The 20,633-nt window shown below is 59.5% G+C and carries 17 protein-coding genes, 3 tRNA genes and 1 pseudogene; 18 read left to right on the forward strand and 3 right to left on the reverse strand.

All coding sequences use genetic code 11. The features are described from left to right. Positions 1 to 35: 35 nt before the first annotated feature. Positions 36 to 1,046, forward strand: a complete 1,011-nt coding sequence (locus tag OU694_RS02715; protein ID WP_308910593.1) for an IS1595 family transposase — start codon at positions 36 to 38, stop codon at positions 1,044 to 1,046. On the opposite strand, the gene OU694_RS02720 is transcribed toward OU694_RS02715, so the two are convergent. Beyond that, entirely contained in the window at positions 1,043 to 1,483 is a 441-nt protein-coding gene (locus OU694_RS02720) for a hypothetical protein (protein WP_308909474.1), read from the reverse strand. The two genes, OU694_RS02715 and OU694_RS02720, sit on opposite strands and share 4 nt — an antisense overlap. Before the next feature lie 685 nt (positions 1,484 to 2,168). Here OU694_RS02720 and OU694_RS02725 point away from each other — a divergent pair. From OU694_RS02725 to OU694_RS02740, 4 genes are read left to right on the forward strand one after another with little or no spacing between them, the layout of a single operon-like run. Further along, positions 2,169 to 2,546, forward strand: a complete 378-nt coding sequence (locus tag OU694_RS02725; RefSeq protein ID WP_289505458.1) for a GntR family transcriptional regulator — start codon at positions 2,169 to 2,171, stop codon at positions 2,544 to 2,546. Then, entirely contained in the window at positions 2,543 to 3,403 is an 861-nt protein-coding gene (locus OU694_RS02730; RefSeq protein ID WP_308909475.1) for an ABC transporter ATP-binding protein, read from the forward strand. The genes OU694_RS02725 and OU694_RS02730 overlap by 4 nt, the downstream gene beginning before the upstream one ends. Then, positions 3,400 to 4,335: a hypothetical protein gene (locus OU694_RS02735; protein WP_308909476.1), complete on the forward strand. Its 936-nt coding sequence runs from the start codon at positions 3,400 to 3,402 to the stop codon at positions 4,333 to 4,335. The genes OU694_RS02730 and OU694_RS02735 overlap by 4 nt, the downstream gene beginning before the upstream one ends. Before the next feature lie 27 nt (positions 4,336 to 4,362). After that, positions 4,363 to 4,494: a hypothetical protein gene (locus OU694_RS02740; protein ID WP_308909477.1), complete on the forward strand. Its 132-nt coding sequence runs from the start codon at positions 4,363 to 4,365 to the stop codon at positions 4,492 to 4,494. A 63-nt stretch (positions 4,495 to 4,557) separates the two neighbouring features. On the opposite strand, the gene OU694_RS02745 is transcribed toward OU694_RS02740, so the two are convergent. Further along, a complete protein-coding gene (locus OU694_RS02745) occupies positions 4,558 to 4,989 on the reverse strand; it encodes a cupin domain-containing protein (RefSeq protein WP_308909478.1) in 432 nt (143 codons plus the stop codon). A 6-nt stretch (positions 4,990 to 4,995) separates the two neighbouring features. Continuing rightward, entirely contained in the window at positions 4,996 to 5,904 is a 909-nt protein-coding gene (gene rlmB / locus OU694_RS02750) for a 23S rRNA (guanosine(2251)-2'-O)-methyltransferase RlmB (protein ID WP_308909479.1), read from the reverse strand. Positions 5,905 to 6,076: 172 nt separating this feature from the next. On the opposite strand from rlmB, the gene OU694_RS02755 reads away from it, so the two are divergent. From OU694_RS02755 to OU694_RS02815, 13 genes and pseudogenes are all read left to right on the forward strand, one after another. Continuing rightward, a tRNA-Tyr gene (locus tag OU694_RS02755) sits at positions 6,077 to 6,162 on the forward strand. A 92-nt stretch (positions 6,163 to 6,254) separates the two neighbouring features. After that, positions 6,255 to 6,328 (forward strand) — tRNA-Gly (locus OU694_RS02760). A 130-nt stretch (positions 6,329 to 6,458) separates the two neighbouring features. Beyond that, positions 6,459 to 7,649 (forward strand): elongation factor Tu, encoded by a 1,191-nt coding sequence (gene tuf, locus OU694_RS02765; protein ID WP_308909480.1) that lies wholly within the window; start codon positions 6,459 to 6,461, stop codon positions 7,647 to 7,649. Between the two features lie 226 nt (positions 7,650 to 7,875). Continuing rightward, positions 7,876 to 7,951: transfer RNA gene (locus tag OU694_RS02770), tRNA-Trp, on the forward strand. 171 nt (positions 7,952 to 8,122) lie between these two features. Further along, entirely contained in the window at positions 8,123 to 8,320 is a 198-nt protein-coding gene (secE, locus tag OU694_RS02775; protein ID WP_289505467.1) for a preprotein translocase subunit SecE, read from the forward strand. Between the two features lie 4 nt (positions 8,321 to 8,324). Then, the gene (nusG, locus tag OU694_RS02780) at positions 8,325 to 8,861 is read left to right on the forward strand and encodes a transcription termination/antitermination protein NusG (RefSeq protein ID WP_308909481.1); all 537 of its coding nucleotides are present in this window, start codon (positions 8,325 to 8,327) and stop codon (positions 8,859 to 8,861) included. Positions 8,862 to 9,002: 141 nt separating this feature from the next. Then, positions 9,003 to 9,431: a 50S ribosomal protein L11 gene (rplK, locus tag OU694_RS02785; RefSeq protein ID WP_289505470.1), complete on the forward strand. Its 429-nt coding sequence runs from the start codon at positions 9,003 to 9,005 to the stop codon at positions 9,429 to 9,431. Between the two features lie 3 nt (positions 9,432 to 9,434). Beyond that, positions 9,435 to 10,130: a 50S ribosomal protein L1 gene (rplA, locus tag OU694_RS02790; RefSeq protein ID WP_308909482.1), complete on the forward strand. Its 696-nt coding sequence runs from the start codon at positions 9,435 to 9,437 to the stop codon at positions 10,128 to 10,130. 382 nt (positions 10,131 to 10,512) lie between these two features. Then, positions 10,513 to 11,028, forward strand: coding sequence for a 50S ribosomal protein L10 (gene rplJ, locus OU694_RS02795; RefSeq protein WP_289505473.1), 516 nt, complete (start codon positions 10,513 to 10,515; stop codon positions 11,026 to 11,028). A gap of 103 nt (positions 11,029 to 11,131) precedes the next feature. Then, positions 11,132 to 11,503, forward strand: coding sequence for a 50S ribosomal protein L7/L12 (gene rplL, locus OU694_RS02800; protein WP_308909483.1), 372 nt, complete (start codon positions 11,132 to 11,134; stop codon positions 11,501 to 11,503). Positions 11,504 to 11,731: 228 nt separating this feature from the next. Beyond that, positions 11,732 to 15,829 (forward strand): DNA-directed RNA polymerase subunit beta, encoded by a 4,098-nt coding sequence (gene rpoB, locus OU694_RS02805; protein WP_308909484.1) that lies wholly within the window; start codon positions 11,732 to 11,734, stop codon positions 15,827 to 15,829. A 125-nt stretch (positions 15,830 to 15,954) separates the two neighbouring features. Further along, on the forward strand, positions 15,955 to 20,148 hold the full coding sequence (gene rpoC, locus OU694_RS02810) for a DNA-directed RNA polymerase subunit beta' (RefSeq protein WP_308909485.1): 4,194 nt from the start codon (positions 15,955 to 15,957) through the stop codon (positions 20,146 to 20,148). Positions 20,149 to 20,546: 398 nt separating this feature from the next. Beyond that, positions 20,547 to 20,633 (forward strand): annotated as a pseudogene (locus tag OU694_RS02815) (30S ribosomal protein S12); the annotation flags it as partial.

Consider the following 20,633-nt stretch of genomic DNA (forward strand, 5'->3'; position numbering starts at 1 on the left):
AATACAGCAAATATGGCGAAATATCATCATATATGATGAATTCGCCAAAACATACGGGGTCTCATTTCCTTTTATCGGCTAAAGCACGTACCGTGTCTGTGGCGCAAATCGCTCGTCTAAGCGATGAAGACGCTTTTGAAACCTTCAAACAAATCAGATGGGCATTTACGGATGGCGAACCGATCTGCCCCCATTGCGGTTCCATCGAGTGCTGGTCGTTCAAAGCGCGCCGCATCTTCAAATGCAAGTCTTGCGAAAAGCAATTCTCTGTAACGTCGGGCACCATCTTCGCCGGTCGGAAGCTTGCAATTAGGGATTACCTGCTGGCGATCGCTCTTTTTGTGAATGCCCACAAAGGGATTTCGGCTTTGCAGCTTTCCCGCGATCTTGGTGTGCAGTACAAGACGGCCTTTGTTTTGGCGCACAAGTTGCGCGAGGCTATTGGTGCCGAGGTGCAAAGTCGGCAACTGGAGGGCGAAGTTGAAGTTGATGGCGCTTACTTCGGCGGCTATGTCAAACCCAAAAACTGGAAAGAAAACCGTGTAGACCGTCGCCTGCGCCGTAACCAGAACGGCAAGCGCCGCTGTGTGTTCGTAATAAGGGAACGTGACGGCCGCACCGTTCCCGTGGTGATTTCGAGCGAAAATACCGCCTCAGTTCATGCCGCGATGGCTGGCAATATCAGGCCAGGTTCAATCGTCCATGCGGACGAGAACAGCGCCTACGATGCCATGCACGGCTTGTATGACATGATGCGTATCAACCATTCAGAGGTTTACAGCGACGGCGTTGCTTGTACCAATGGCGCCGAAGGCTGGTTCTCGCGCTTGCGTAGAGCCGAAATCGGCCAGCATCACCACATTGCAGGCAAGTACCTCCATGCCTATGCGAACGAAATGGCATTCAGGGAAGATCATCGTCGCCAAGACAATGGATCGGTTCTATGTGACGTCCTGAAACGAGCGCTGTGGCACCCGACATCGCGAAATTGGAGCGGATACTGGCAAGGTAACAAGCAGCTAGGCGAGGTAATCATTCAAGCCTAAGCGGCACGCCTCCACATAATGTGCCGCCCATTCTTAAGGCGGCCTTCTTCCATGATTATCCCGTGTGACGCTAGCCGCTTCAGGTGAATCGATATTTGCAGGGTCAGGTAAGTCAAGTCAGCGTGGTGAGCTTGTAATGAGCCACGTTCCAGCAGGGCTGCCCGCACTTCTGCTGATGTGAACGAGCCCTTGGCGGCATAGACGAAGGCCGCCACTTGGCGTTTGAGGTTGCCCCATTCGCAATGGACGCGCTTGCGCCGTCGTTGCTTCGGGCGCAAATCGTCGGTCGGATAGAAGGGATCCAGGATCGTGATAGTTTTGACAAGGTGCTCGAGTTCGCCTTCAATGCGCTCGGCTTCATCATCGATGTCGCGCAGCCTGGTCTGCAATTCGATATGCTTGGAAACCAAGCCGTTCAGTACCGGCGATATACCCAAAATGACCTCCTGGCGTTCGCGGTCATCTTAGGGCTTGATCGGCTCCATGTTTAGGTGTGTCTGCTACATAATACCGGTGTTATAGGGGGTATAACACACCTGAGGCCCGGTCCGGCATGGCAGGGCGCCAGTCCATGGCTCAAAATCAAGATAATAAATCATTTAAAATCAATGCGCTGTACGATTTTTGAAGATTCTTCTTCGAATCCTCTTGTCAGTGCCGATTAGGTGTTATACATAACTAATACACCGGCACGATAGAGCACCGAAACAGAGTGACAGCGAGCCGGACGGGATAAAGGCAAAAGCCGGCCCGGGTTGAGACAGTGAGACAGTAAAGAGTTTGCCAAAGAGCCGATAGCGAGGAAACAGGCCCAAGGCAGCAAGCCCCGCAAAGAGGGCACCAAGCGGGCAGCGGGCCCGGAGACAACAGAAACCGGGTCCGCCGCCAAAAAAAACAAACGAACGACAGCAACATCAAAAACCGGGGCAAAGCCCCGAAGATAGCGAGGAGAGATACAATGAACACGACTTACAATTTCAGCAGCGTGAAACGTTCCATCCGCCGTAGCCGCCGCCTGGCGCGCCTGACGGACCTGAACAAAAAGGGTTTCGCACCGGTACCGCACGCAGCCTGAACCTGCCGCAGCCATCGCGCTAGAACGCTAACAGGAGGGACAGGAATATGACGCCGGATTGGACGGACGAACAACCGATCTACCGGCAGCTCCGGGACAAGGTAGTAACAGCGATCATGGAAGGGTCGCTCCGCGAGGGAGAGGCTCTTCCATCTGTCCGTAACGTCGCCGTTGATCTGTCGATCAACCCGATTACTGCCTCAAAAGCCTATCAGGAGCTGGTCATGGAAGGTTTGGTTGAAAAACGCCGCGGGCTCGGAATGTTCGTGGTTGAAGGGGCGCAATCGAAGCTGATGGAAGCCGAGCGCACCCGCTTTCTGAATGAAGAATGGCCCCGTGTGATGGAAGTGATCCGGCGGCTCGGCCTCAGTGCCGAGGACCTGCTGAAATCGACCGGCGGCGGCCAGACGGGGAGGACACAATGACAGAAATCCTTATCAAGGCCCGCGGTGTCGGCAAGCGTTTCAACGGCTTCACCGCGCTCAAGAATGTCAATATCGACATTCCGGTCGGCCGTATCGTCGGCCTTATCGGGGCCAACGGCGCCGGCAAGACAACCCTCCTGAATGCCATCCTCGGCCTTGCCTCCTATGAGGGCGAACTTGAGGTCCTGGGGCTCGATCCCTCGAAGGATCGCGGCCAGCTGATGCAGGACGTCTGCTTCATCGCCGATGTGGCGACACTGCCCAAATGGATGACGGCCGGTCAGGTGATCGATTATGTGGCCTCCATCCATCCGCGCTTCCACCGCGAAAAGGCGATGGATTATCTGGCCCGCACCTCGATCCCGCTGGACCGCAAGGTCAAGGCGCTGTCGAAAGGCATGACGGTGCAGCTGCACCTTGCCGTGGTGATGGCAATCGATGCGAAGCTTCTGGTGCTCGACGAGCCGACCCTCGGCCTCGACATCCTGTTCCGGAAGAAATTCTACCAGAATCTCCTCGAGGATTATTTCGACGAGGAACGCACCATCCTCATCACCACCCACCAGGTGGAAGAGGTGGAGCATATCCTCTCCGACGTGATCTTCATCAAGGGTGGCGAGATCGTGCTTACCGCCGAAATGGATGAACTGACGAGCGCCTATACGGAGCTCATGGTCGCACCGGGCAAGGAAGCAGAAGCCCGCGCAATGGGACCCATCCGTACCGGCACGAGCTTCGGCCGTACCACCTGTGTTTACGCAAACAAGGACCGCGCGTCGCTCAGCAGCCTCGGCGAAACCCGCCGGCTTGGCCTTGCCGACATCTTCGTGGTCACCATGACAGGAGAAGGGCAATGAACACGATGAAAGCCCTGATTAAACGCGAGTATCTTGAAGGCTGGAACTATTATGTCCGCCTGCCGGCGATCCTGCTGGCGCTGACCATCTTCTTCGTCGTGCTGACGGTGATGGGTGTGGGCAACGTGCATTTCGGTGACATGGACATTCGCAATATCGAAAGCTTCGGCGAAGCCTTGTCGCTGGCACAGGCCAAGGAAAGTGAAGAGTTGCCTGCCGCCATCACCCTCGGTTACTGGGCGATGAGCGCACTGGCCTGGGGGGCGCTGCCCTTCGTGGTTTTCTTCTCGCTCCTCGGGACGCTTTATGAAGAACGTCGGGATCGTTCGATCCTGTTCTTCAAGTCGCTGCCGGTGACCGACTGGCAGGAAGTGCTCGCCAAGCTTGTGACCATCGTGATCATCGTGCCGATCGGCTTCTTTGCGATCATCATGACGGCGCATATCCTGACCGCGATGCTGCTCTCGGGCGTGGCCCTTGTGCAAGGTGGCCCGGTATCGGTCCTGTGGCCGCTCGGTACCATGATCAGCGGCTGGGTGGCGTTCGGTGCCTACTATATCCTGGCGATCCTCTGGGCGCTGCCGCTTCTGGCCTGGGTACTGGCTGTGTCGGCCTATGCGAGCCGCTCTCCCTTCCTGTTCGCCGTGCTGCCGCCGATCGTGGTGATGGTTGCCGAGGAAATCTTCTTCGACAGCAACTACTTCCTGGAATGGGTCGGCCTGCATATGGGCTCATGGCAGGGGCTGGTGTTCGAAGTTGTCCATGGCAACGTGGATATCGATGGCCCGACAGATATCCTGCGCCATGTAACCATCGGCCAGATGCTCCAGGGCTTTGTGAAGAGCTTCGTGCAAGTCGAGTTTCTGTTCGGGCTTCTGGTGGCTGCCGGCTTCATCTATGCCGCAGTCCGGCTGCGCCAGCGCTCGCTCTGACAGATATCAGGGAAGAAAAGGGGAAAGATGATGCAAACCGTGAATGTGAAGGAAAGCAGTGTGAAGGCCCTTGAGGCAGCAGGGTTCCCGGTCAGCCTTCTGGCCCACGCCGCAAAGGCGCGCCAGACCAAGGAAACCAAAGAGACAACAAAGCACTAAGGTTCACTTCCAAGCACTTGACGAGCCGCCTCCGGGCGGCTCTTTTCTTTTGCGCCATTCGTGTCAGGCCCCTTCGGGCACCCAGCCTTTTTCCGGCATTTCAAAGCCGTCGAAACTGAAGCCGGGGGCGACGGTGGCGCCTACAAGCGTCCAGTCGCCTTCGGCGTTGGAGCGCTGCCATATGCCGGCAGGGATCAGGATCTGCGGGCGTTCACCGGCGGCGATATCGCTGCCTAGTCGGTGGACGGTCTTCGCGCTGCCATCGCCGGTGGCGGTTTCAAGGGTGAGCGGGGCGCCGGCGTACCAGTGGTAAATCTCGTCCCCGTCCGTGCGGTGCCAGCGCGAGAATTCGCCACCTTCCAGAAGATAATAGATCGCCGTCATGTGGCCGCGATTTTCGGGGCCTTCGGCGTGGCGGTAGGTGCGGCGGTAGAAGCCGCCCTCGGGATGGGGCTCAAGGCCAAGGGCTTCGATGATGGTACGGGCGTCGGTCATACAGGGTCAGTCCTTGCGGCCGCGCATGCCAAGCTCGTAAAGCGCGATGGCGGCGGCGTTCGATACATTGAGGCTTTCAACAAGCCCGCTCATGGGGATGCGGGCGATCATGTCGCAGTGTTTGGCGACAAGCGGCCGAAGACCTTTGCCTTCGGAACCCATCACGATGACGATATTCCGGCCGAGATTGACGTCGGCCAATTCGGTCTCGGTGTCGCCGTCCAGCCCGACATGCCAGTAGCCCATTTCTTTCAGTTCATCGAGCGTATGCGACAGGTTGCCGACCCGCATCCAGGGCAGGCTTTCAAGGGCACCCGAGGCCGAGCGGGCGAGCACACCGGATTCGTGCGGGCTGTGGCGGTCCTGTGTGATGAGCGCCCGGGCACCAAGGGCAGCGGCCGACCGCAGGCATGCCCCCACATTGTGGGGGTCGGTCACTTGATCCAGCATCAGGATGATATTGGGGCGGCCGTCTTCAGGCGTCAGTTCGTCAACCGAATGGCCGGGCAGGGGGCGCACCTCGAGCACGATGCCCTGATGCGGCGAATCCGTCGGCACAAGGCCGGCGAAGACAGAATCGTCCTCGGCATTGATGACCGGCAGGCGGGGCCAGCGGTCTTTCACGATGCCGGCGGTTTCAGCGGCGCGCGGTGCGGCGATCAGGCGGAGGGCCTCGCGCTCGGGATTCGCGGCAGCGGCTTCGACCGCGTGACGCCCATAAAGGAAGATGCTGTCGCTCGAAAGCGGGCGCAGGCTCGCGGTCTTTTCCGGTCGCTCAGTCCGCTCGGGGCGGGGCGGGCGAGGGCCGCGCTGGTCGCTGCGCTGTTCACTGCGCTTGTCGTCCCGGTAGGGCGGGCGCGGGCCTTTGCGGGTGTCGTGTCGGGGCTTGCCCGGACGATCCTTCTTGTCACTCATGGCCGCCGTCTCCTTATGCATCCGGCCTGACTTGGCCGCTTTTGCCGAAGCGGGTCAAGCGCTTTTCAAAAAATGCGGAAAAGGTTCCAAACACCTGTTGACATGCCCCGATATATAAGCATATTGCGGCCTCACCGCCGGGCCGGCGTTCTGGCCTGAACGGTAGTTTCGCGGAGGGGTGGCCGAGTGGTTAAAGGCACCAGACTGTAAATCTGGCCGCGTACGCGTACACAGGTTCGAATCCTGTCCCCTCCACCACTTCTCTCCCCATGGATGGCCGTGTGGGAGAGTTTTGCATTATCGGCGTCCGCGCCGGTGGTGCCGAAGCGAAGTGGGTTCTCTCGGGTGATGCGGGTGTAGCTCAATGGTAGAGCAGAAGCCTTCCAAGCTTACGACGAGGGTTCGATTCCCTTCACCCGCTCCAGAGATCTCCATTTCCGCATATTTAAGCTTCTGGCAGCATTGCCGTCCATCCGGGCGCAACTGCCATGGGATCAACCGAATACGCGCATAGGGTTCGCCCCGGCGCGGTTGCTTGTAGAGGTTAACGGGCAATGGCTAAGGCTAAATTTGAGCGGACCAAACCGCACTGCAACATTGGTACGATTGGTCACGTTGACCATGGCAAGACGACGCTGACGGCTGCGATCACGAAAGTGCTTGCAGAGACCGGCGGCGCGGCGTTCATGGACTATGCGAACATCGACAAGGCTCCGGAAGAGCGCGAGCGTGGCATCACGATCTCGACGGCTCACGTTGAGTATGAGACGCCTGCGCGTCACTATGCGCACGTAGATTGCCCGGGCCACGCTGACTATGTGAAGAACATGATCACCGGTGCGGCGCAGATGGACGGCGCGATCCTCGTTGTGAACGCTGCTGACGGCCCGATGCCGCAGACCCGCGAGCACATCCTGCTTGCCCGTCAGGTTGGTGTACCGGCGCTTGTTGTTTACATGAACAAGGTCGACCAGGTTGACGACGAAGAGCTCCTGGAGCTCGTCGAGATGGAAATCCGTGAGCTTCTGTCGGCTTACGACTTCCCGGGCGACGACATTCCGGTTGTCAAGGGTTCGGCGCTTGCCGCTCTCGAAGGCCGTGACGACAATATCGGTAAAGACTCGATCAAGGCTCTGATGGACGCTGTTGACAGCTACATCCCGCAGCCCGAGCGCGCCATCGACGGTGCCTTCCTGATGCCGGTTGAGGACGTGTTCTCGATCTCGGGTCGTGGTACGGTTGTGACCGGCCGCGTCGAGCGTGGCATCGTGAAGGTCGGCGAAGAGATCGAAATCGTCGGTATCCGCGACACCCAGAAGTCGGTTGTGACCGGCGTCGAAATGTTCCGCAAGCTGCTCGACCAGGGCCAGGCTGGCGACAACATCGGTGCACTGCTGCGTGGTATCGGCCGTGAAGACGTCGAGCGTGGCCAGGTTCTGGCACACCCCGGCACGATCAAGCCGCACACCCAGTTCACGGCAGAGACCTATATCCTGTCGAAAGAAGAAGGTGGCCGTCACACGCCGTTCTTCGCCAACTATCGTCCGCAGTTCTACTTCCGTACGACGGACGTGACCGGCACCATCGCCCTGCCTGAAGGCACCGAGATGGTGATGCCGGGTGACAACATCACCCTGACGGTCGAACTGATCGCGCCGATCGCCATGGACGAAGGCCTCCGCTTCGCTATCCGCGAAGGCGGCCGTACCGTCGGTGCAGGCGTTGTGGCCAAAATTCTCAAGTAATCTTGCTTGAGTGCAGACGGGCCGGAGCATGCTCCGGCCCGTTTCTCTTTCGCCTTTCCGGAGGCTCCTTCGGGGTAGGTGAAAGTTGCGGGTGAATTTCGGGGACCTTCCCAAAAAACACTTGCAAGGCAGCGCGGTGAAGGCTACACCGCGACGCCTGACCGGCGTAACCGGTCAGTGGCGGCGAGCCGCTTCACGGTTCGTCAGCGCGCGTCACGCCAAATGCAGGGGCGTAGCTCAGTTGGTAGAGCACCGGTCTCCAAAACCGGGTGCCGGGGGTTCGAGTCCCTCCGCCCCTGCCAGTGATGCAAGCGAAAGGGTGGCCAGCCCTGCCAAAAGGCCAGGAAAAGGATGCGTCTGCGCGGCGCCGAATGATCGGCAGCCGGACGCGGCAAAATAGGGCGAAGGACCGTATCGCTGCCGGGAGGCGGCGGGAGGACCTATCCGCCCTGATGGTATGAGGACGGCAAGATATGACGAAAACCACACCGGGTGAATTCGTCCGTCAGGTGCGGCAGGAAGGTGCCAAGGTAACCTGGCCGACCCCCCGTGAAACGACGGTCACGTCGGTCATGGTCTTTATCATGGTTGTCGTCATGGCGATCTTCTTCCTGGGCGTCGATTTCATTCTGAATGCCGGGGTCCAGTGGATCCTGGGCCTGGGGGCATAAGACGATGAGCAAGGCTCGCTGGTATATCATTCACGCCTATTCGGGCTTCGAGAAGAAGGTGGCTGCGGCCATCCGCGAACAGGCTGCGCAACAGGGTCTTGAGGCCCTTGTTGAAGAAGTCGTGGTGCCGACCGAAGAGGTCGTCGAGGTCCGCAAGGGCAAGAAGGTGAAAGCCGAGAAGAAATTCTTCCCCGGCTATGTGCTGATCAAGATGGTGCTGACCGACGACACCTATCACGTTGTCAACAGCAACCCGAAAGTGACGGGGTTCCTCGGGCCGCAAGGCAAGCCGAGCCCGATTTCGGAAGAAGAGGCTGCCCGCATTCTCCACCAGGTGGTGGAGGGCGTCGAGCGCCCGCGTCCGAATATCGTTTACGAAGTGGGCGAGGAAGTGCGCGTCATCGACGGTCCGTTCACCTCGTTCGTCGGCCATGTGGAAGATGTGGACGAAGACAAGGCCCGCCTCAAGGTGTCGGTCTCGATCTTCGGTCGCGAGACCCCGGTCGAACTCGAATATGCGCAGGTTGAAAAGGTCGCCTGAGGCGACATTTTCCCTGTGAAACGGAATCCGGCCGCTTCGGCGGATCGGGTGTGAGGCGCGGGAGGCCATGCCATTGGCCGCACCGCGCGTCCTTAGAGCGCCAGCCCCTGACCGGGCAGGCATTGTTGAAAGGAAAGAGAAATGGCCAAAAAGATTACCGGCTATATCAAGCTGCAGGTGAAAGCCGGCCAAGCTAACCCGTCCCCGCCGATCGGCCCCGCGCTCGGTCAGCGTGGCGTGAACATCATGGAATTCTGCAAGGCATTCAACGCCAAGACGCAAGGTATGGAGCCGGGCATGCCCCTGCCGACCATCATCACCGTCTATGCAGACCGTTCGTTCACCTTCATCACCAAGACTCCGCCGGCGAGCTACTTCCTGAAGCGCGCCGCGAAGATCAACTCGGGCTCCAAGGCTCCGGGTCGTGACACGGCTGGCACGGTTACCCGCGCCCAGCTGCAGGAGATTGCGGAAGCCAAGATGGTCGACCTGTCGGCCAACGACGTGGACGCCGCTATCGCCATTATCGAAGGTTCGGCCCGCTCGATGGGCCTGAAGGTGGAGGGCTAATCCATGGCTAAAGTTGCAAAGCGCATGGCGAAAGCCTGGGACGGTCTCGATCGTGAGAAGCTCTATACGGTTGCTGAAGCCGTTGCCGAGCTGAAGTCGCGCACCGCCGTGAAGTTCGACGAGACCATCGAAGTTTCGATGAACCTCGGTGTTGACCCCCGCCACGCCGACCAGATGGTCCGCGGCGTTGTTGCCCTGCCGCACGGCACCGGCAAGACCGTTCGCGTTGCCGTCTTCGCTCGCGGTGCCAAGGCTGAAGAAGCCAAGGCAGCGGGTGCCGACCTCGTGGGCGCCGAAGACCTGATGGAGATCATCCAGAAGGGCGAGATCGCGTTCGAGCGTTGCATCGCAACCCCGGACATGATGGCTGTTGTCGGCCGCCTCGGTAAAGTGCTCGGCCCGAAAGGCCTGATGCCGAACCCGAAGCTCGGCACCGTGACCATGGACGTCAAGGCTGCTGTTGAAGCTGCCAAGTCGGGCCAGATCGAATTCCGCGTCGAAAAGGCCGGGATCATCCACGGTGGCGTGGGCAAACTGTCGTTTGACGAAGCCAAGCTCATCGAGAACGTTTCGGCTTTCATCGACGCTGTGGTCAAGGCCAAGCCGTCGGGCGCCAAAGGTACTTACGTCAAGAAAATCGCCATGTCCTCGACCATGGGTCCGGGCCTGAAGATTGACGTCGCGTCGCTGAACGCGTAAAGAGTTTGCACCGGACTGTCCTCACGGACAGCCCGGTGCAACCGCTTGGGCGCCGGGAATTCATGGAATTCCATTGGCGTTTCAAGCGTTTGACTGTCCGAGATTACAGGTGCTCCGAAAGGGTTTAGGCCCGAATCGGTGTTTAAAAGAAGCGGGGCTCGCGGGTCCGCAGCCTGTATGAGACGGGGTTGGAGATTGAACATCTCCCCGGAATTTTCGTTCCTGGGAATGGTCGCCGCGGTTCTCCAAGGTTGGGATGTCCCGCCTGCATACCCCCGGACAGGGGAGTGCATCCGATGCCTTTCAGGCGCGGATGCGTGGCTCAAAGTGAAAGAGGACGTGGTTCCTTCGGGAATACGGCCTCGCAATCGGAGACGAGAGAGTGGAAAGAGCCGAAAAGCAGGCGCTGGTCGCATCCCTGCACGAGGTCTTCTCTGACGCTGCGTCGGTTGTTGTCGTTCATTACGACGGCCTGACTGTAGCTGAGATGACCAACCTGCGTGCACGTATGCGTGAAGTTGGTGCCAGTTTTAAAGTTACCAAAAACCGGCTGACTCGTCTCGCGCTCAAAGGCACTGAATACGAAGGTATCGGTGACCTGCTGACTGGTCCGACGGCCATCGGCTATGCGGCTGACCCTGTTGCCGCACCGAAAGCCATTGCCGCCTTTGCCAAGGAAAACGAAAAGCTTCGTATCCTCGGTGGCGGCATGGGTTCGACGGTGCTGGACATCAATGGTGTCAAGGCGCTCGCCGATCTTCCGTCGCTCGACGAACTTCGTGGCAAGCTTGTGGGTCTCCTGCAAGCTCCGGCCCAGAAGCTCGCCGCAGTTACGCAGGCGCCGGCCGGGCAACTCGCCCGTGTCTTCGGTGCCTACGGCGCGAAAGACGCAGCCTAAGCAGAAACTGGAGCGGGTGGCCATGGCCGCCTGACCGAACCGCATACGTAACAATCGCAGGTCCCCCATAAACCTTGGGACCGAATTGACTGGAGTGAACCAAATGGCTGACCTCGCCAAGATCGTTGAAGAACTGTCGGCACTGACCGTCCTGGAAGCTGCTGAACTGTCGAAACTGCTCGAAGAGAAGTGGGGCGTTTCCGCTGCTGCACCGGTAGCTGTTGCTGCTGCTGCTGGCCCGGCTGCTGCCGCTGCTGAAGAGAAAACCGAGTTTGACGTGATCCTCGCTGCTGCTGGCGACAACAAGATCAACGTCATTAAAGAAGTCCGCGCCATCACTGGCCTGGGCCTGAAGGAAGCCAAAGACCTCGTCGAAGGCGCTCCGAAGCCCGTCAAGGAAGGTGTTGCCAAAGCTGAAGCTGAAGATCTCAAGAAGAAGCTCGAAGCTGCTGGCGCGAAAGTCGAACTCAAGTAATTTCTTGGGTTCTTTGAAGTCGGGGTCGGGAGCGAAATTCGTTCCCGGCCTTTCGGCGTCCTGATAGGGCAGGGACGTAAAAAACAGGTTCTCCTTCGGGCTGCAGGCTCGATTGTACCGGATTTTTCTGAGGTTTGGGCTGGTCCCGGGCCTCGCTAGGCGGCCCCCCGGGCCGTCCCTCGATGCGGGACGGACGGGCGCGGCGTAACTCAAGGGACGAGGCGAAGCATGGCGACTTCATTCACCGGTCGTAAGCGCGTGCGCAAAGACTTTGGTCGGATTGCGGAAGTGACCCGTATGCCGAACCTGATCGAGGTGCAGAAGCAATCCTACGATCAGTTCTTCAAGCCGGGAGCAACGGAAGAAGAGCGGCTGGGTTCCGGTCTGGAAAAGGTGCTGCGGTCGGTATTCCCGATTCAGGACTTCTCGAGCACCGCTTCGCTCGAATATGTGAAGTACGAACTCGAAGACCCGAAATATGACGTGGACGAGTGCCAGCAGCGCGACATCACCTATGCCGCTCCGCTTCGCGTCACCCTGCGTCTGATCGTGTTCGAGGTGGACCCTGATACCGAAGCCAAGTCGGTTCTCGATATCAAGGAACAGGACGTCTATATGGGCGACCTGCCGCTGATGACCGACAACGGTACCTTCGTGATCAACGGCACCGAGCGCGTGATCGTGTCCCAGATGCACCGTTCGCCCGGTGTGTTCTTCGATCATGACAAGGGCAAGACCCACTCGTCGGGCAAGTTCCTGTTCGCGGCCCGCGTCATTCCTTACCGTGGTTCCTGGCTCGATTTCGAATTCGATGCGAAAGACATCGTCAACGTCCGTATCGACCGTCGCCGCAAGCTGCCGGCAACCTCGCTCCTTTATGCCCTCGGCATGTCGAGCGAGCAGATTCTGCAGTATTTCTACGCGACCGCGACCTATCGCCGCGTGGAAGGTGGCTGGCGTGTGCCGTTCCGTGCCGACGCATGGCGCGGCAAGAAGCCGGCTTTCGATCTCGTCAATGCCGACACCGGCGAAGTGATCGCCGAGGCCGGCGCCAAGATCACCCCGCGTCTTGCCAAGAAACTGGAAAGCGCCAAGGTTGAAGGCATCCTCCTGCCGGCGGAAGAAATCGTTGGCAAATATGCCGCCGCTGACATCATCAACGAGAAAACCGGCGCCATCTTCATCGAAGCAGGCGACGAGTTCTCGGCCGCGACCCTTGAAGCGCTGGCGGCTGCCGGCTTCGACGAAATCTCGGTTCTTGAAATCGATGACGTCACCGTCGGTGCCTACATCCGCAACACGCTGAAGGCCGACAAGGTGGAAACCACCGATGGCGCGCTTGCCGAAATCTACAAGGTGATGCGTCCCGGCGAGCCGCCGACCAAGGAAACCGCAGAAGCCCTGTTCTACGGCCTGTTCTTCGACCCCGAGCGCTACGACCTTTCGGCCGTGGGCCGCGTGAAGATGAACATGCGCCTTGGTGTGACGTGTGAAGACACCATCGGTACGCTCCGCCGTGAAGATATCCTGTCGACCGTCAAGACGCTCGTTGAGCTGAAGGACGGCCGCGGCGAGATCGACGATATCGACCACCTCGGCAACCGCCGTGTGCGTTCGGTCGGCGAACTGATGGAAAACCAGTATCGCATCGGTCTTCTCCGCATGGAGCGTGCGATCCGCGAGCGTATGTCGTCGGTCGATATCGACACCGTGATGCCGCACGACCTGATCAATGCGAAGCCGGTTGTGGCGGCTGTCCGCGAATTCTTCGGCTCGTCGCAGCTGTCGCAGTTCATGGACCAGACCAACCCGCTTTCCGAGATTACCCACAAGCGTCGTCTTTCGGCCCTCGGGCCGGGCGGCCTGACCCGCGAACGTGCGGGCTTCGAGGTCCGCGACGTACACCCGACGCACTATGGCCGTATCTGCCCGATCGAGACGCCGGAAGGCCCGAACATCGGTCTGATCAACTCGCTCGCCACCTATGCCCAGGTCAACAAGTACGGCTTCATTGAAAGCCCGTACCGCAAGGTGATCGACGGCAAGGTCTCGAACGAAGTGATCTATTTGTCGGCGATGGAAGAGAGCAAATATACGGTTGCCCAGGCAAACGCTGCCCTGACCGAAGAAGGCGCGTTCGCCGACGACCTCGTTTCGTGCCGTCAGGCGGGCGAGTTCATCATGGCCCAGCCGCAGACGATCGACCTCATGGACGTATCGCCGAAGCAGCTTGTGTCTGTTGCCGCCGCGCTCATCCCGTTCCTTGAGAACGATGACGCGAACCGCGCCCTCATGGGTTCGAACATGCAACGTCAGGCCGTGCCGCTTGTCCGCGCCGAGGCGCCGTTCGTCGGCACCGGCATGGAGAAGGTCGTGGCGCGGGATTCGGGTGCAGCGATTGCTGCCCGCCGTACCGGTATTGTCGAGCAGGTGGATGCCACCCGTATCGTGATCCGTGCGACGGAAGACGTTGACCCGGGCAAGTCGGGCGTCGACATCTACACGCTCGCCAAGTTCCAGCGTTCGAACCAGAACACCTGCATCAACCAGCGTCCGCTGGTGAAGGTGGGTGACCAGATCCTGAAGGGCGACATCATCTGTGACGGCCCGTCGACCGAACTGGGCGAGCTTGCCCTCGGCCGTAACGTGCTCGTCGCCTTCATGCCCTGGAACGGCTACAACTTCGAGGATTCGATCCTCATTTCCGAGCGGATCGTGAAGGAAGACGTCTTCACCTCGATCCATATCGAGGAATTCGAAGTGATGGCCCGTGACACCAAGCTCGGGCCGGAAGACATCACCCGCGACATTCCGAACGTCGGTGAGGAAGGCCTGAAGAACCTTGACGAGGCCGGTATCGTTTATATCGGTGCAGAGGTTCACCCGGGCGACATTCTTGTCGGCAAGATCACGCCGAAGGGCGAAAGCCCGATGACGCCGGAAGAGAAACTCCTCCGCGCCATCTTCGGCGAGAAGGCTTCGGACGTTCGCGATACCTCGCTGCGCCTGCCGCCGGGCGTTTCGGGTACCGTTGTGGAAGTTCGCGTGTTCAACCGTCATGGTGTGGACAAGGACGAACGTGCGCTCACGATCGAGCGTCAGGAAATCGAACGCCTGACCAAAGACCGTGAAGACGAACGCGCGATCCTCGAGCGCAACATCTACAGCCGCCTGAAGCCGCTCCTCGTTGGCAAGACGATCACGTCGGGCACCAAGGAGATGAAGAAAGGCACGGTCGTGACCGAAGAAGGTCTGGCCGAGCTGAAGCGCATCACCTGGTGGGATCTCGCCGTGGACGACGAATCCTCGATGCGCGACATCGACGCTCTCAGGAAGCAGTTCGACGAAAGCAAGGGTGCCCTGCAGCGTCGCTTCGACGAGAAGATCGAAAAGCTGCAGCGCGGCGACGAGCTTCTCCCGGGCGTGCTGAAGATGGTCAAGGTCTTCGTTGCCGTGAAGCGCAAGCTTCAGCCCGGCGACAAGATGGCAGGCCGTCACGGCAACAAGGGTGTGATTTCGCGCATCCTGCCGCAGGAAGACATGCCCTACCTTGAAGACGGTACGCCGGTCGATATCGTTCTGAACCCGCTGGGCGTGCCGTCGCGCATGAACGTCGGTCAGATCCTCGAGACCCACCTTGGCTGGGCATCGCGCGGTCTTGGCCGTCAGATCGACGCCAAGCTCGAAGCGGTTCGCCACGGCAAGGACAAGGCTGACAGCCTGCGTAGCATGTTCAAGGACATCTACGGCGAAGGCCAGTATGAGAGCGAGATCGCCGAACTGACCGACGAACAGGTCGTCGAGCTTGCCGGTAACCTGACGAACGGTGTGCCGATGGCAACGCCGGTGTTCGATGGTGCTGGTGAAGCCAACGTCGTGGAGCACCTGAAACAGGCAGGCCTCGATACGTCGGGTCAGGTCGATCTTTACGACGGCCGTACCGGCGAGAAGTTCGACCGCAAGGTAACCGTGGGCTATATCTATATGCTGAAGCTGCACCACCTTGTTGACGACAAGATCCACGCCCGTTCGATCGGCCCCTACAGCCTTGTTACCCAGCAGCCGCTTGGTGGTAAGGCCCAGTTCGGTGGCCAGCGCTTCGGGGAGATGGAGGTCTGGGCACTGCAGGCGTATGGCGCAGCCTACACCCTGCAGGAAATGCTCACCGTCAAGTCGGACGACGTGGCAGGCCGCACGAAGGTCTACGAAGCCATCGTCAAGGGCGACGACACGTTCGAAGCCGGCATTCCGGAATCCTTCAACGTTCTTGTGAAGGAAATGCGGTCGTTGGGCCTCAATGTGGAGCTCATTTCGGGCGCCGAATAAGACGCGACGGGCCGGGGTTCGCTCCGGCCCTCCCGCCAGCGGGCGAACCGCTTGCGGCCACTTGATTTGGAAGGCGAACGGGGACGCTCTATCATCCCCGTCACAAACCGAGAGAGACGCCGGACATGAACCAGGAAGTGATGAAATACTTCAACCCGAGCCAAAAGCCGGAGACGTTCGACCAGATTCAGATTTCGATTGCCTCGCCGGAACGTATCCGTTCCTGGTCGTTTGGCGAAATCAAGAAGCCGGAAACGATCAACTATCGTACCTTCAAGCCCGAGAAAGACGGCCTGTTCTGCGCCCGCATCTTCGGCCCTGTGAAGGATTACGAGTGCCTTTGCGGCAAATACAAGCGCATGAAGTATCGCGGCATCATCTGCGAGAAGTGCGGCGTTGAAGTTACCCTGTCGAAAGTTCGCCGGGAGCGCATGGGTCACATCGACCTCGCGGCCCCCGTTGCGCACATCTGGTTCCTGAAATCGCTCCCGAGCCGCATCGGCCTTCTGCTCGACATGACGCTGAAGGATCTCGAGCGCGTTCTGTATTTCGAATATTATGTCGTCATCGAGCCGGGCCTGACCCCGCTGAAGCAGTTCCAGCTTCTGTCGGAAGAAGACTTCTACCGTGCTCAGGACGAATACGGCGAAGACAGCTTCACCGCTGGCATCGGCGCCGAAGCCATCCGCAAGCTTCTCGAAGCCCTCGACCTTGAAGGCGAGCGCGAGAAGCTGATCGTCGAGCTGGCCGAGACCAAGTCCGAGCTGAAGCCGAAGAAGATCGTCAAGCGCCTCAAGGTCATCGAGAGCTTCCTCGAATCCGGCAACCGTCCGGAATGGATGATCCTCACCGTGATCCCGGTCATTCCGCCGGAACTGCGTCCGCTTGTTCCGCTCGATGGCGGCCGTTTCGCCACCTCGGACCTGAACGACCTTTATCGCCGTGTGATCAACCGGAACAACCGTCTGAAGCGCCTCATCGAGCTGCGCGCACCGGACATCATCATCCGTAACGAGAAGCGGATGCTGCAGGAAGCCGTTGACGCCCTCTTTGACAACGGCCGCCGTGGCCGCACCATCACCGGCGCCAACAAGCGTCCGCTGAAGTCGCTTTCCGACATGCTGAAAGGCAAGCAGGGCCGCTTCCGCCAGAACCTTCTCGGCAAGCGCGTCGACTATTCGGGCCGTTCGGTGATCGTGGTGGGTCCGGAGCTGAAGCTCCACCAGTGCGGCCTGCCGAAGAAGATGGCGCTTGAGCTCTTCAAGCCGTTCATCTATTCGCGCCTCGACAAGAAAGGCATCGCCACCACCATCAAGGCGGCGAAGAAGCTTGTCGAAAAAGAACGCCGTGAGGTCTGGGATATCCTCGATGAGGTGATCCGCGAGCATCCGGTCATGCTGAACCGTGCGCCGACCCTGCACCGTCTGGGCATTCAGGCGTTCGAACCTGTGCTGATCGAAGGCAAGGCCATCCAGCTGCACCCGCTCGTTTGCTCGGCCTTCAACGCCGACTTCGACGGTGATCAGATGGCCGTTCACGTGCCGCTCTCGATCGAGGCGCAGCTTGAAGCCCGCGTCCTGATGATGTCGACGAACAACATCCTGTCGCCGGCAAACGGCAAGCCGATCATTGTTCCGTCGCAGGATATCGTTCTCGGTATCTATTACATGACCATGGAACGCCAGGGCGACATCGGCGAAGGCAAGGCCTTCGGCACGCTCGAGGAAGTGCAGTTCGCCCTGGATAACAAGGCGATCACCCTGCATTCCAAGATCCAGGCGCGCACCACGATCATGAACAAGAAAGGCGAGATCGAGACCGTCCGTATCGAGACGACCCCGGGCCGCCTGATCCTGTCGCAGCACCTGCCGAAGCACCCGAAAGTGCCGTTCAGCCTGATCAACCGTCAACTGACGAAGAAAGAGATCACCGAGGTGATCGACGTCGTTTACCGCCACTGTGGCCAGAAAACGACCGTACTCTTCGCCGACGGCATCATGGGTGAAGGTTTCCGCCGCGCTTGCGCTGCGGGCATTTCGTTCGGCAAGGACGACATGATCATCCCCGAAGCGAAGGAAAAGCTCGTTGATGATACCCGTGCGCTCGTCAAGGAATATGAAGAGCAGTATCAGGATGGTCTCATCACCCAGGGCGAGAAATACAACAAGGTTGTAGACGCCTGGGCTCAGTGCACCGACAAAGTCGCAGACGCGATGATGAAGGGTATGGAAGCCGTGAAGTTCGACGAGAACGGCCGTCAGGGTAATGTGAACTCGGTCTTCATGATGGCCCACTCGGGCGCGCGGGGCTCGGCTGCCCAGATGAAGCAGCTGGCCGGTATGCGCGGCCTGATGGCCAAGCCGTCGGGCGAGATCATCGAGACGCCGATTATCGCAAACTTCAAGGAAGGCCTTTCGGTTCTAGAATACTTCAACTCGTCGCACGGTGCCCGTAAGGGTCTGGCCGATACCGCACTGAAGACCGCGAACTCGGGTTACCTGACCCGTCGTCTCGTGGACGTCAGCCAGGACTGCGTCATCACCACCACCGACTGCGGCACGCAGAACGGCATCACCATCACCGAAGTTTCGGAAGGTGGCGACGTGCTTGTGCCGCTCGCCGAGCGTATCCTTGGCCGCTGCGTGGCGGTGGATGTGAAGCATCCGATCACCGGTGAAATTCTCTATGAAGCCGGTACGCTCCTCGACGAGGTTGCCTCGGACGCGGTTGAAACCGCCGGCGTTTCGGAAGTGAAGATCCGTTCGGTTCTTACCTGCGAAACCAAAGGCGGCGTCTGTGGCAAATGCTATGGCCGTGACCTTGCTCGCGGTACCCCGGTCAACCACGGCGAAGCCGTCGGCGTGATCGCGGCCCAGTCGATCGGTGAACCCGGTACCCAGCTCACCATGCGTACTTTCCACATCGGTGGTGCGGCACAGGTGAACGCGGAATCGGCGATTGAATCGTCGGCCGACGGTTCGGTTCGTATCGACAACCGCAACGTCATCGTCGACAGCAAGGGCCGCAAGGTCGTGATGAGCCGCAACCTCGAGGTTGTGGTTCTGGGCGACGATGGCCGCGAGCGTGCGAAGCACCGTCTCGCCTACGGCGCGCACCTCATGAAGGACGAGGGCGACATGGTGGTGAAGGGCGAGAAACTCGCCGAGTGGGATCCCTACACGATCCCGATCATCACCGAACAGTCGGGTATCGTCCGTCTGGTCGATCTTGTTGAAGGTATTTCGGTCAAGGAAGTTGTCGACGAAGCCACGGGTATCACCTCGAAGCTCGTCACCGACTGGCGTTCGGCGCCGAAGGGCTCCGACCTGCGTCCGCGCATCACCCTGCGTGATGAAAGCGACAAGGTTGTCGAACTCGCCAACGGTACCGAAGCCCGTTACTTCCTGTCGGTCGATGCCATTCTGTCGGTTGAAGACGGCCACCGCGTGTCGGCGGGTGACGTGATCGCCCGTATCCCGCGCGAAGCTGCCAAGACCCGCGATATTACCGGTGGTCTGCCCCGCGTGGCCGAGCTTTTCGAAGCTCGCCGCCCGAAAGACCATGCGATCATCGCAGACATGGACGGTATCGTCGAATTCGGCCGCGACTATAAGAACAAGCGTCGCATCATCATCCGTCCGCGTGACGGCGAAGGTGAGCCGATCGAATATCTGGTACCGAAAGGCAAGCACATTGCCGTTCAGGAAGGTGATTTCATCCAGCGTGGTGAATATCTGATCGACGGCAACCCGGCACCGCACGACATCCTCCAGGTTCTGGGTGTCGAGGCACTGGCCGCCTACCTCGTTCGCGAGATTCAGGACGTCTATCGTCTGCAGGGCGTGAAGATCAACGACAAGCACATCGAGGTCATCGTTCGCCAGATGCTGCAGAAGGTCGAGATCACCTCGTCCGGCGACAGTACCTTCCTGATCGGCGAGCAGGTCGACCGTGAAGAGTTCGAGGAAATGAATGCGAAGCTGGAAAGCCAGAGCCGCCTGCCGGCAAAAGGCCATCCGATCCTCCTCGGCATCACGAAAGCCAGCCTACAGACCCGCAGCTTCATCTCGGCCGCGTCGTTCCAGGAAACGACCCGTGTCCTGACCGAAGCCGCTGTTGCAGGCAAGAAAGACAAGCTCGTCGGCCTGAAGGAAAACGTGATTGTGGGTCGCCTGATCCCGGCCGGTACCGGTTCAGTGGTCAACCGTCTGCGTCACGAGGCCCAGAAGCGCGACACCATCGCCCAGGCCCAGATGGACGACGAAGTGATGCCGGCCCCGGCGCCTGCCGAAGCACCGGAAGCAACCCCGGAAGCCTGAGCGGCACCGAGCTGAAAGAATGAAGAAAGGGCCTGCCGTATCGGTAGGCCCTTTCGCTTTTCGGGGTTGGGGACCGATTCTGGAAAGGGTGGGCAGCGGGCAGGGTGGTTCTGGGCCCGAAGCCTTGGAAAGTTGCCACTTTGGCACAGGCCCCGACACAAAGTTGCGCGCCCCCTTTTTTCATTGACGCTCAGGGGCGCCGGGGTTATAAGGCGCACCTCGCTAGGGCCCAGGTGGTAGTGTTTCCGCGCTAGACGCTGGGGTTTGCTAGCTTTGAAAAGACATCGAATTATCACGGGCGGCCTTGCCGGAGAGAAAAATATCTCTGGACAAGGCGGTTTTGCTGCATATGTGGCCGCCCGAATAATGGTGGAAGAGAAAAACGGCAAAGGATCGACATGCCTACCATTAACCAGCTAGTCCGGAAGCCCCGTCAGGCTCCGGCCACCCGTAACAAGGTGCCGGCTCTTGAAGCCAACCCCCAG

The sequence above is a fragment of the Pseudokordiimonas caeni genome (assembly GCF_026719705.1).
Taxonomy (GTDB): domain Bacteria; phylum Pseudomonadota; class Alphaproteobacteria; order Sphingomonadales; family Kordiimonadaceae; genus Gimibacter; species Gimibacter caeni.

Excerpts from the sequence above, each read along its gene's own strand:
- OU694_RS02715 (WP_308910593.1), top strand. The coding sequence starts at position 36 with ATGAATTCGCCAAAACATACGGGGTCTCATTTCCTTTTATCGGCTAAA.
- OU694_RS02725 (WP_289505458.1), top strand. The coding sequence starts at position 2,169 with ATGACGCCGGATTGGACGGACGAACAACCGATCTACCGGCAGCTCCGG.
- OU694_RS02730 (WP_308909475.1), top strand. The coding sequence starts at position 2,543 with ATGACAGAAATCCTTATCAAGGCCCGCGGTGTCGGCAAGCGTTTCAAC.
- OU694_RS02735 (WP_308909476.1), top strand. The coding sequence starts at position 3,400 with ATGAACACGATGAAAGCCCTGATTAAACGCGAGTATCTTGAAGGCTGG.
- OU694_RS02740 (WP_308909477.1), top strand. The coding sequence starts at position 4,363 with ATGATGCAAACCGTGAATGTGAAGGAAAGCAGTGTGAAGGCCCTTGAG.
- OU694_RS02745 (WP_308909478.1), bottom strand. The coding sequence starts at position 4,989 with ATGACCGACGCCCGTACCATCATCGAAGCCCTTGGCCTTGAGCCCCAT.
- rlmB (WP_308909479.1), bottom strand. The coding sequence starts at position 5,904 with ATGAGTGACAAGAAGGATCGTCCGGGCAAGCCCCGACACGACACCCGC.
- tuf (WP_308909480.1), top strand. The coding sequence starts at position 6,459 with ATGGCTAAGGCTAAATTTGAGCGGACCAAACCGCACTGCAACATTGGT.
- secE (WP_289505467.1), top strand. The coding sequence starts at position 8,123 with ATGACGAAAACCACACCGGGTGAATTCGTCCGTCAGGTGCGGCAGGAA.
- nusG (WP_308909481.1), top strand. The coding sequence starts at position 8,325 with ATGAGCAAGGCTCGCTGGTATATCATTCACGCCTATTCGGGCTTCGAG.
- rplK (WP_289505470.1), top strand. The coding sequence starts at position 9,003 with ATGGCCAAAAAGATTACCGGCTATATCAAGCTGCAGGTGAAAGCCGGC.
- rplA (WP_308909482.1), top strand. The coding sequence starts at position 9,435 with ATGGCTAAAGTTGCAAAGCGCATGGCGAAAGCCTGGGACGGTCTCGAT.
- rplL (WP_308909483.1), top strand. The coding sequence starts at position 11,132 with ATGGCTGACCTCGCCAAGATCGTTGAAGAACTGTCGGCACTGACCGTC.
- rpoB (WP_308909484.1), top strand. The coding sequence starts at position 11,732 with ATGGCGACTTCATTCACCGGTCGTAAGCGCGTGCGCAAAGACTTTGGT.
- rpoC (WP_308909485.1), top strand. The coding sequence starts at position 15,955 with ATGAACCAGGAAGTGATGAAATACTTCAACCCGAGCCAAAAGCCGGAG.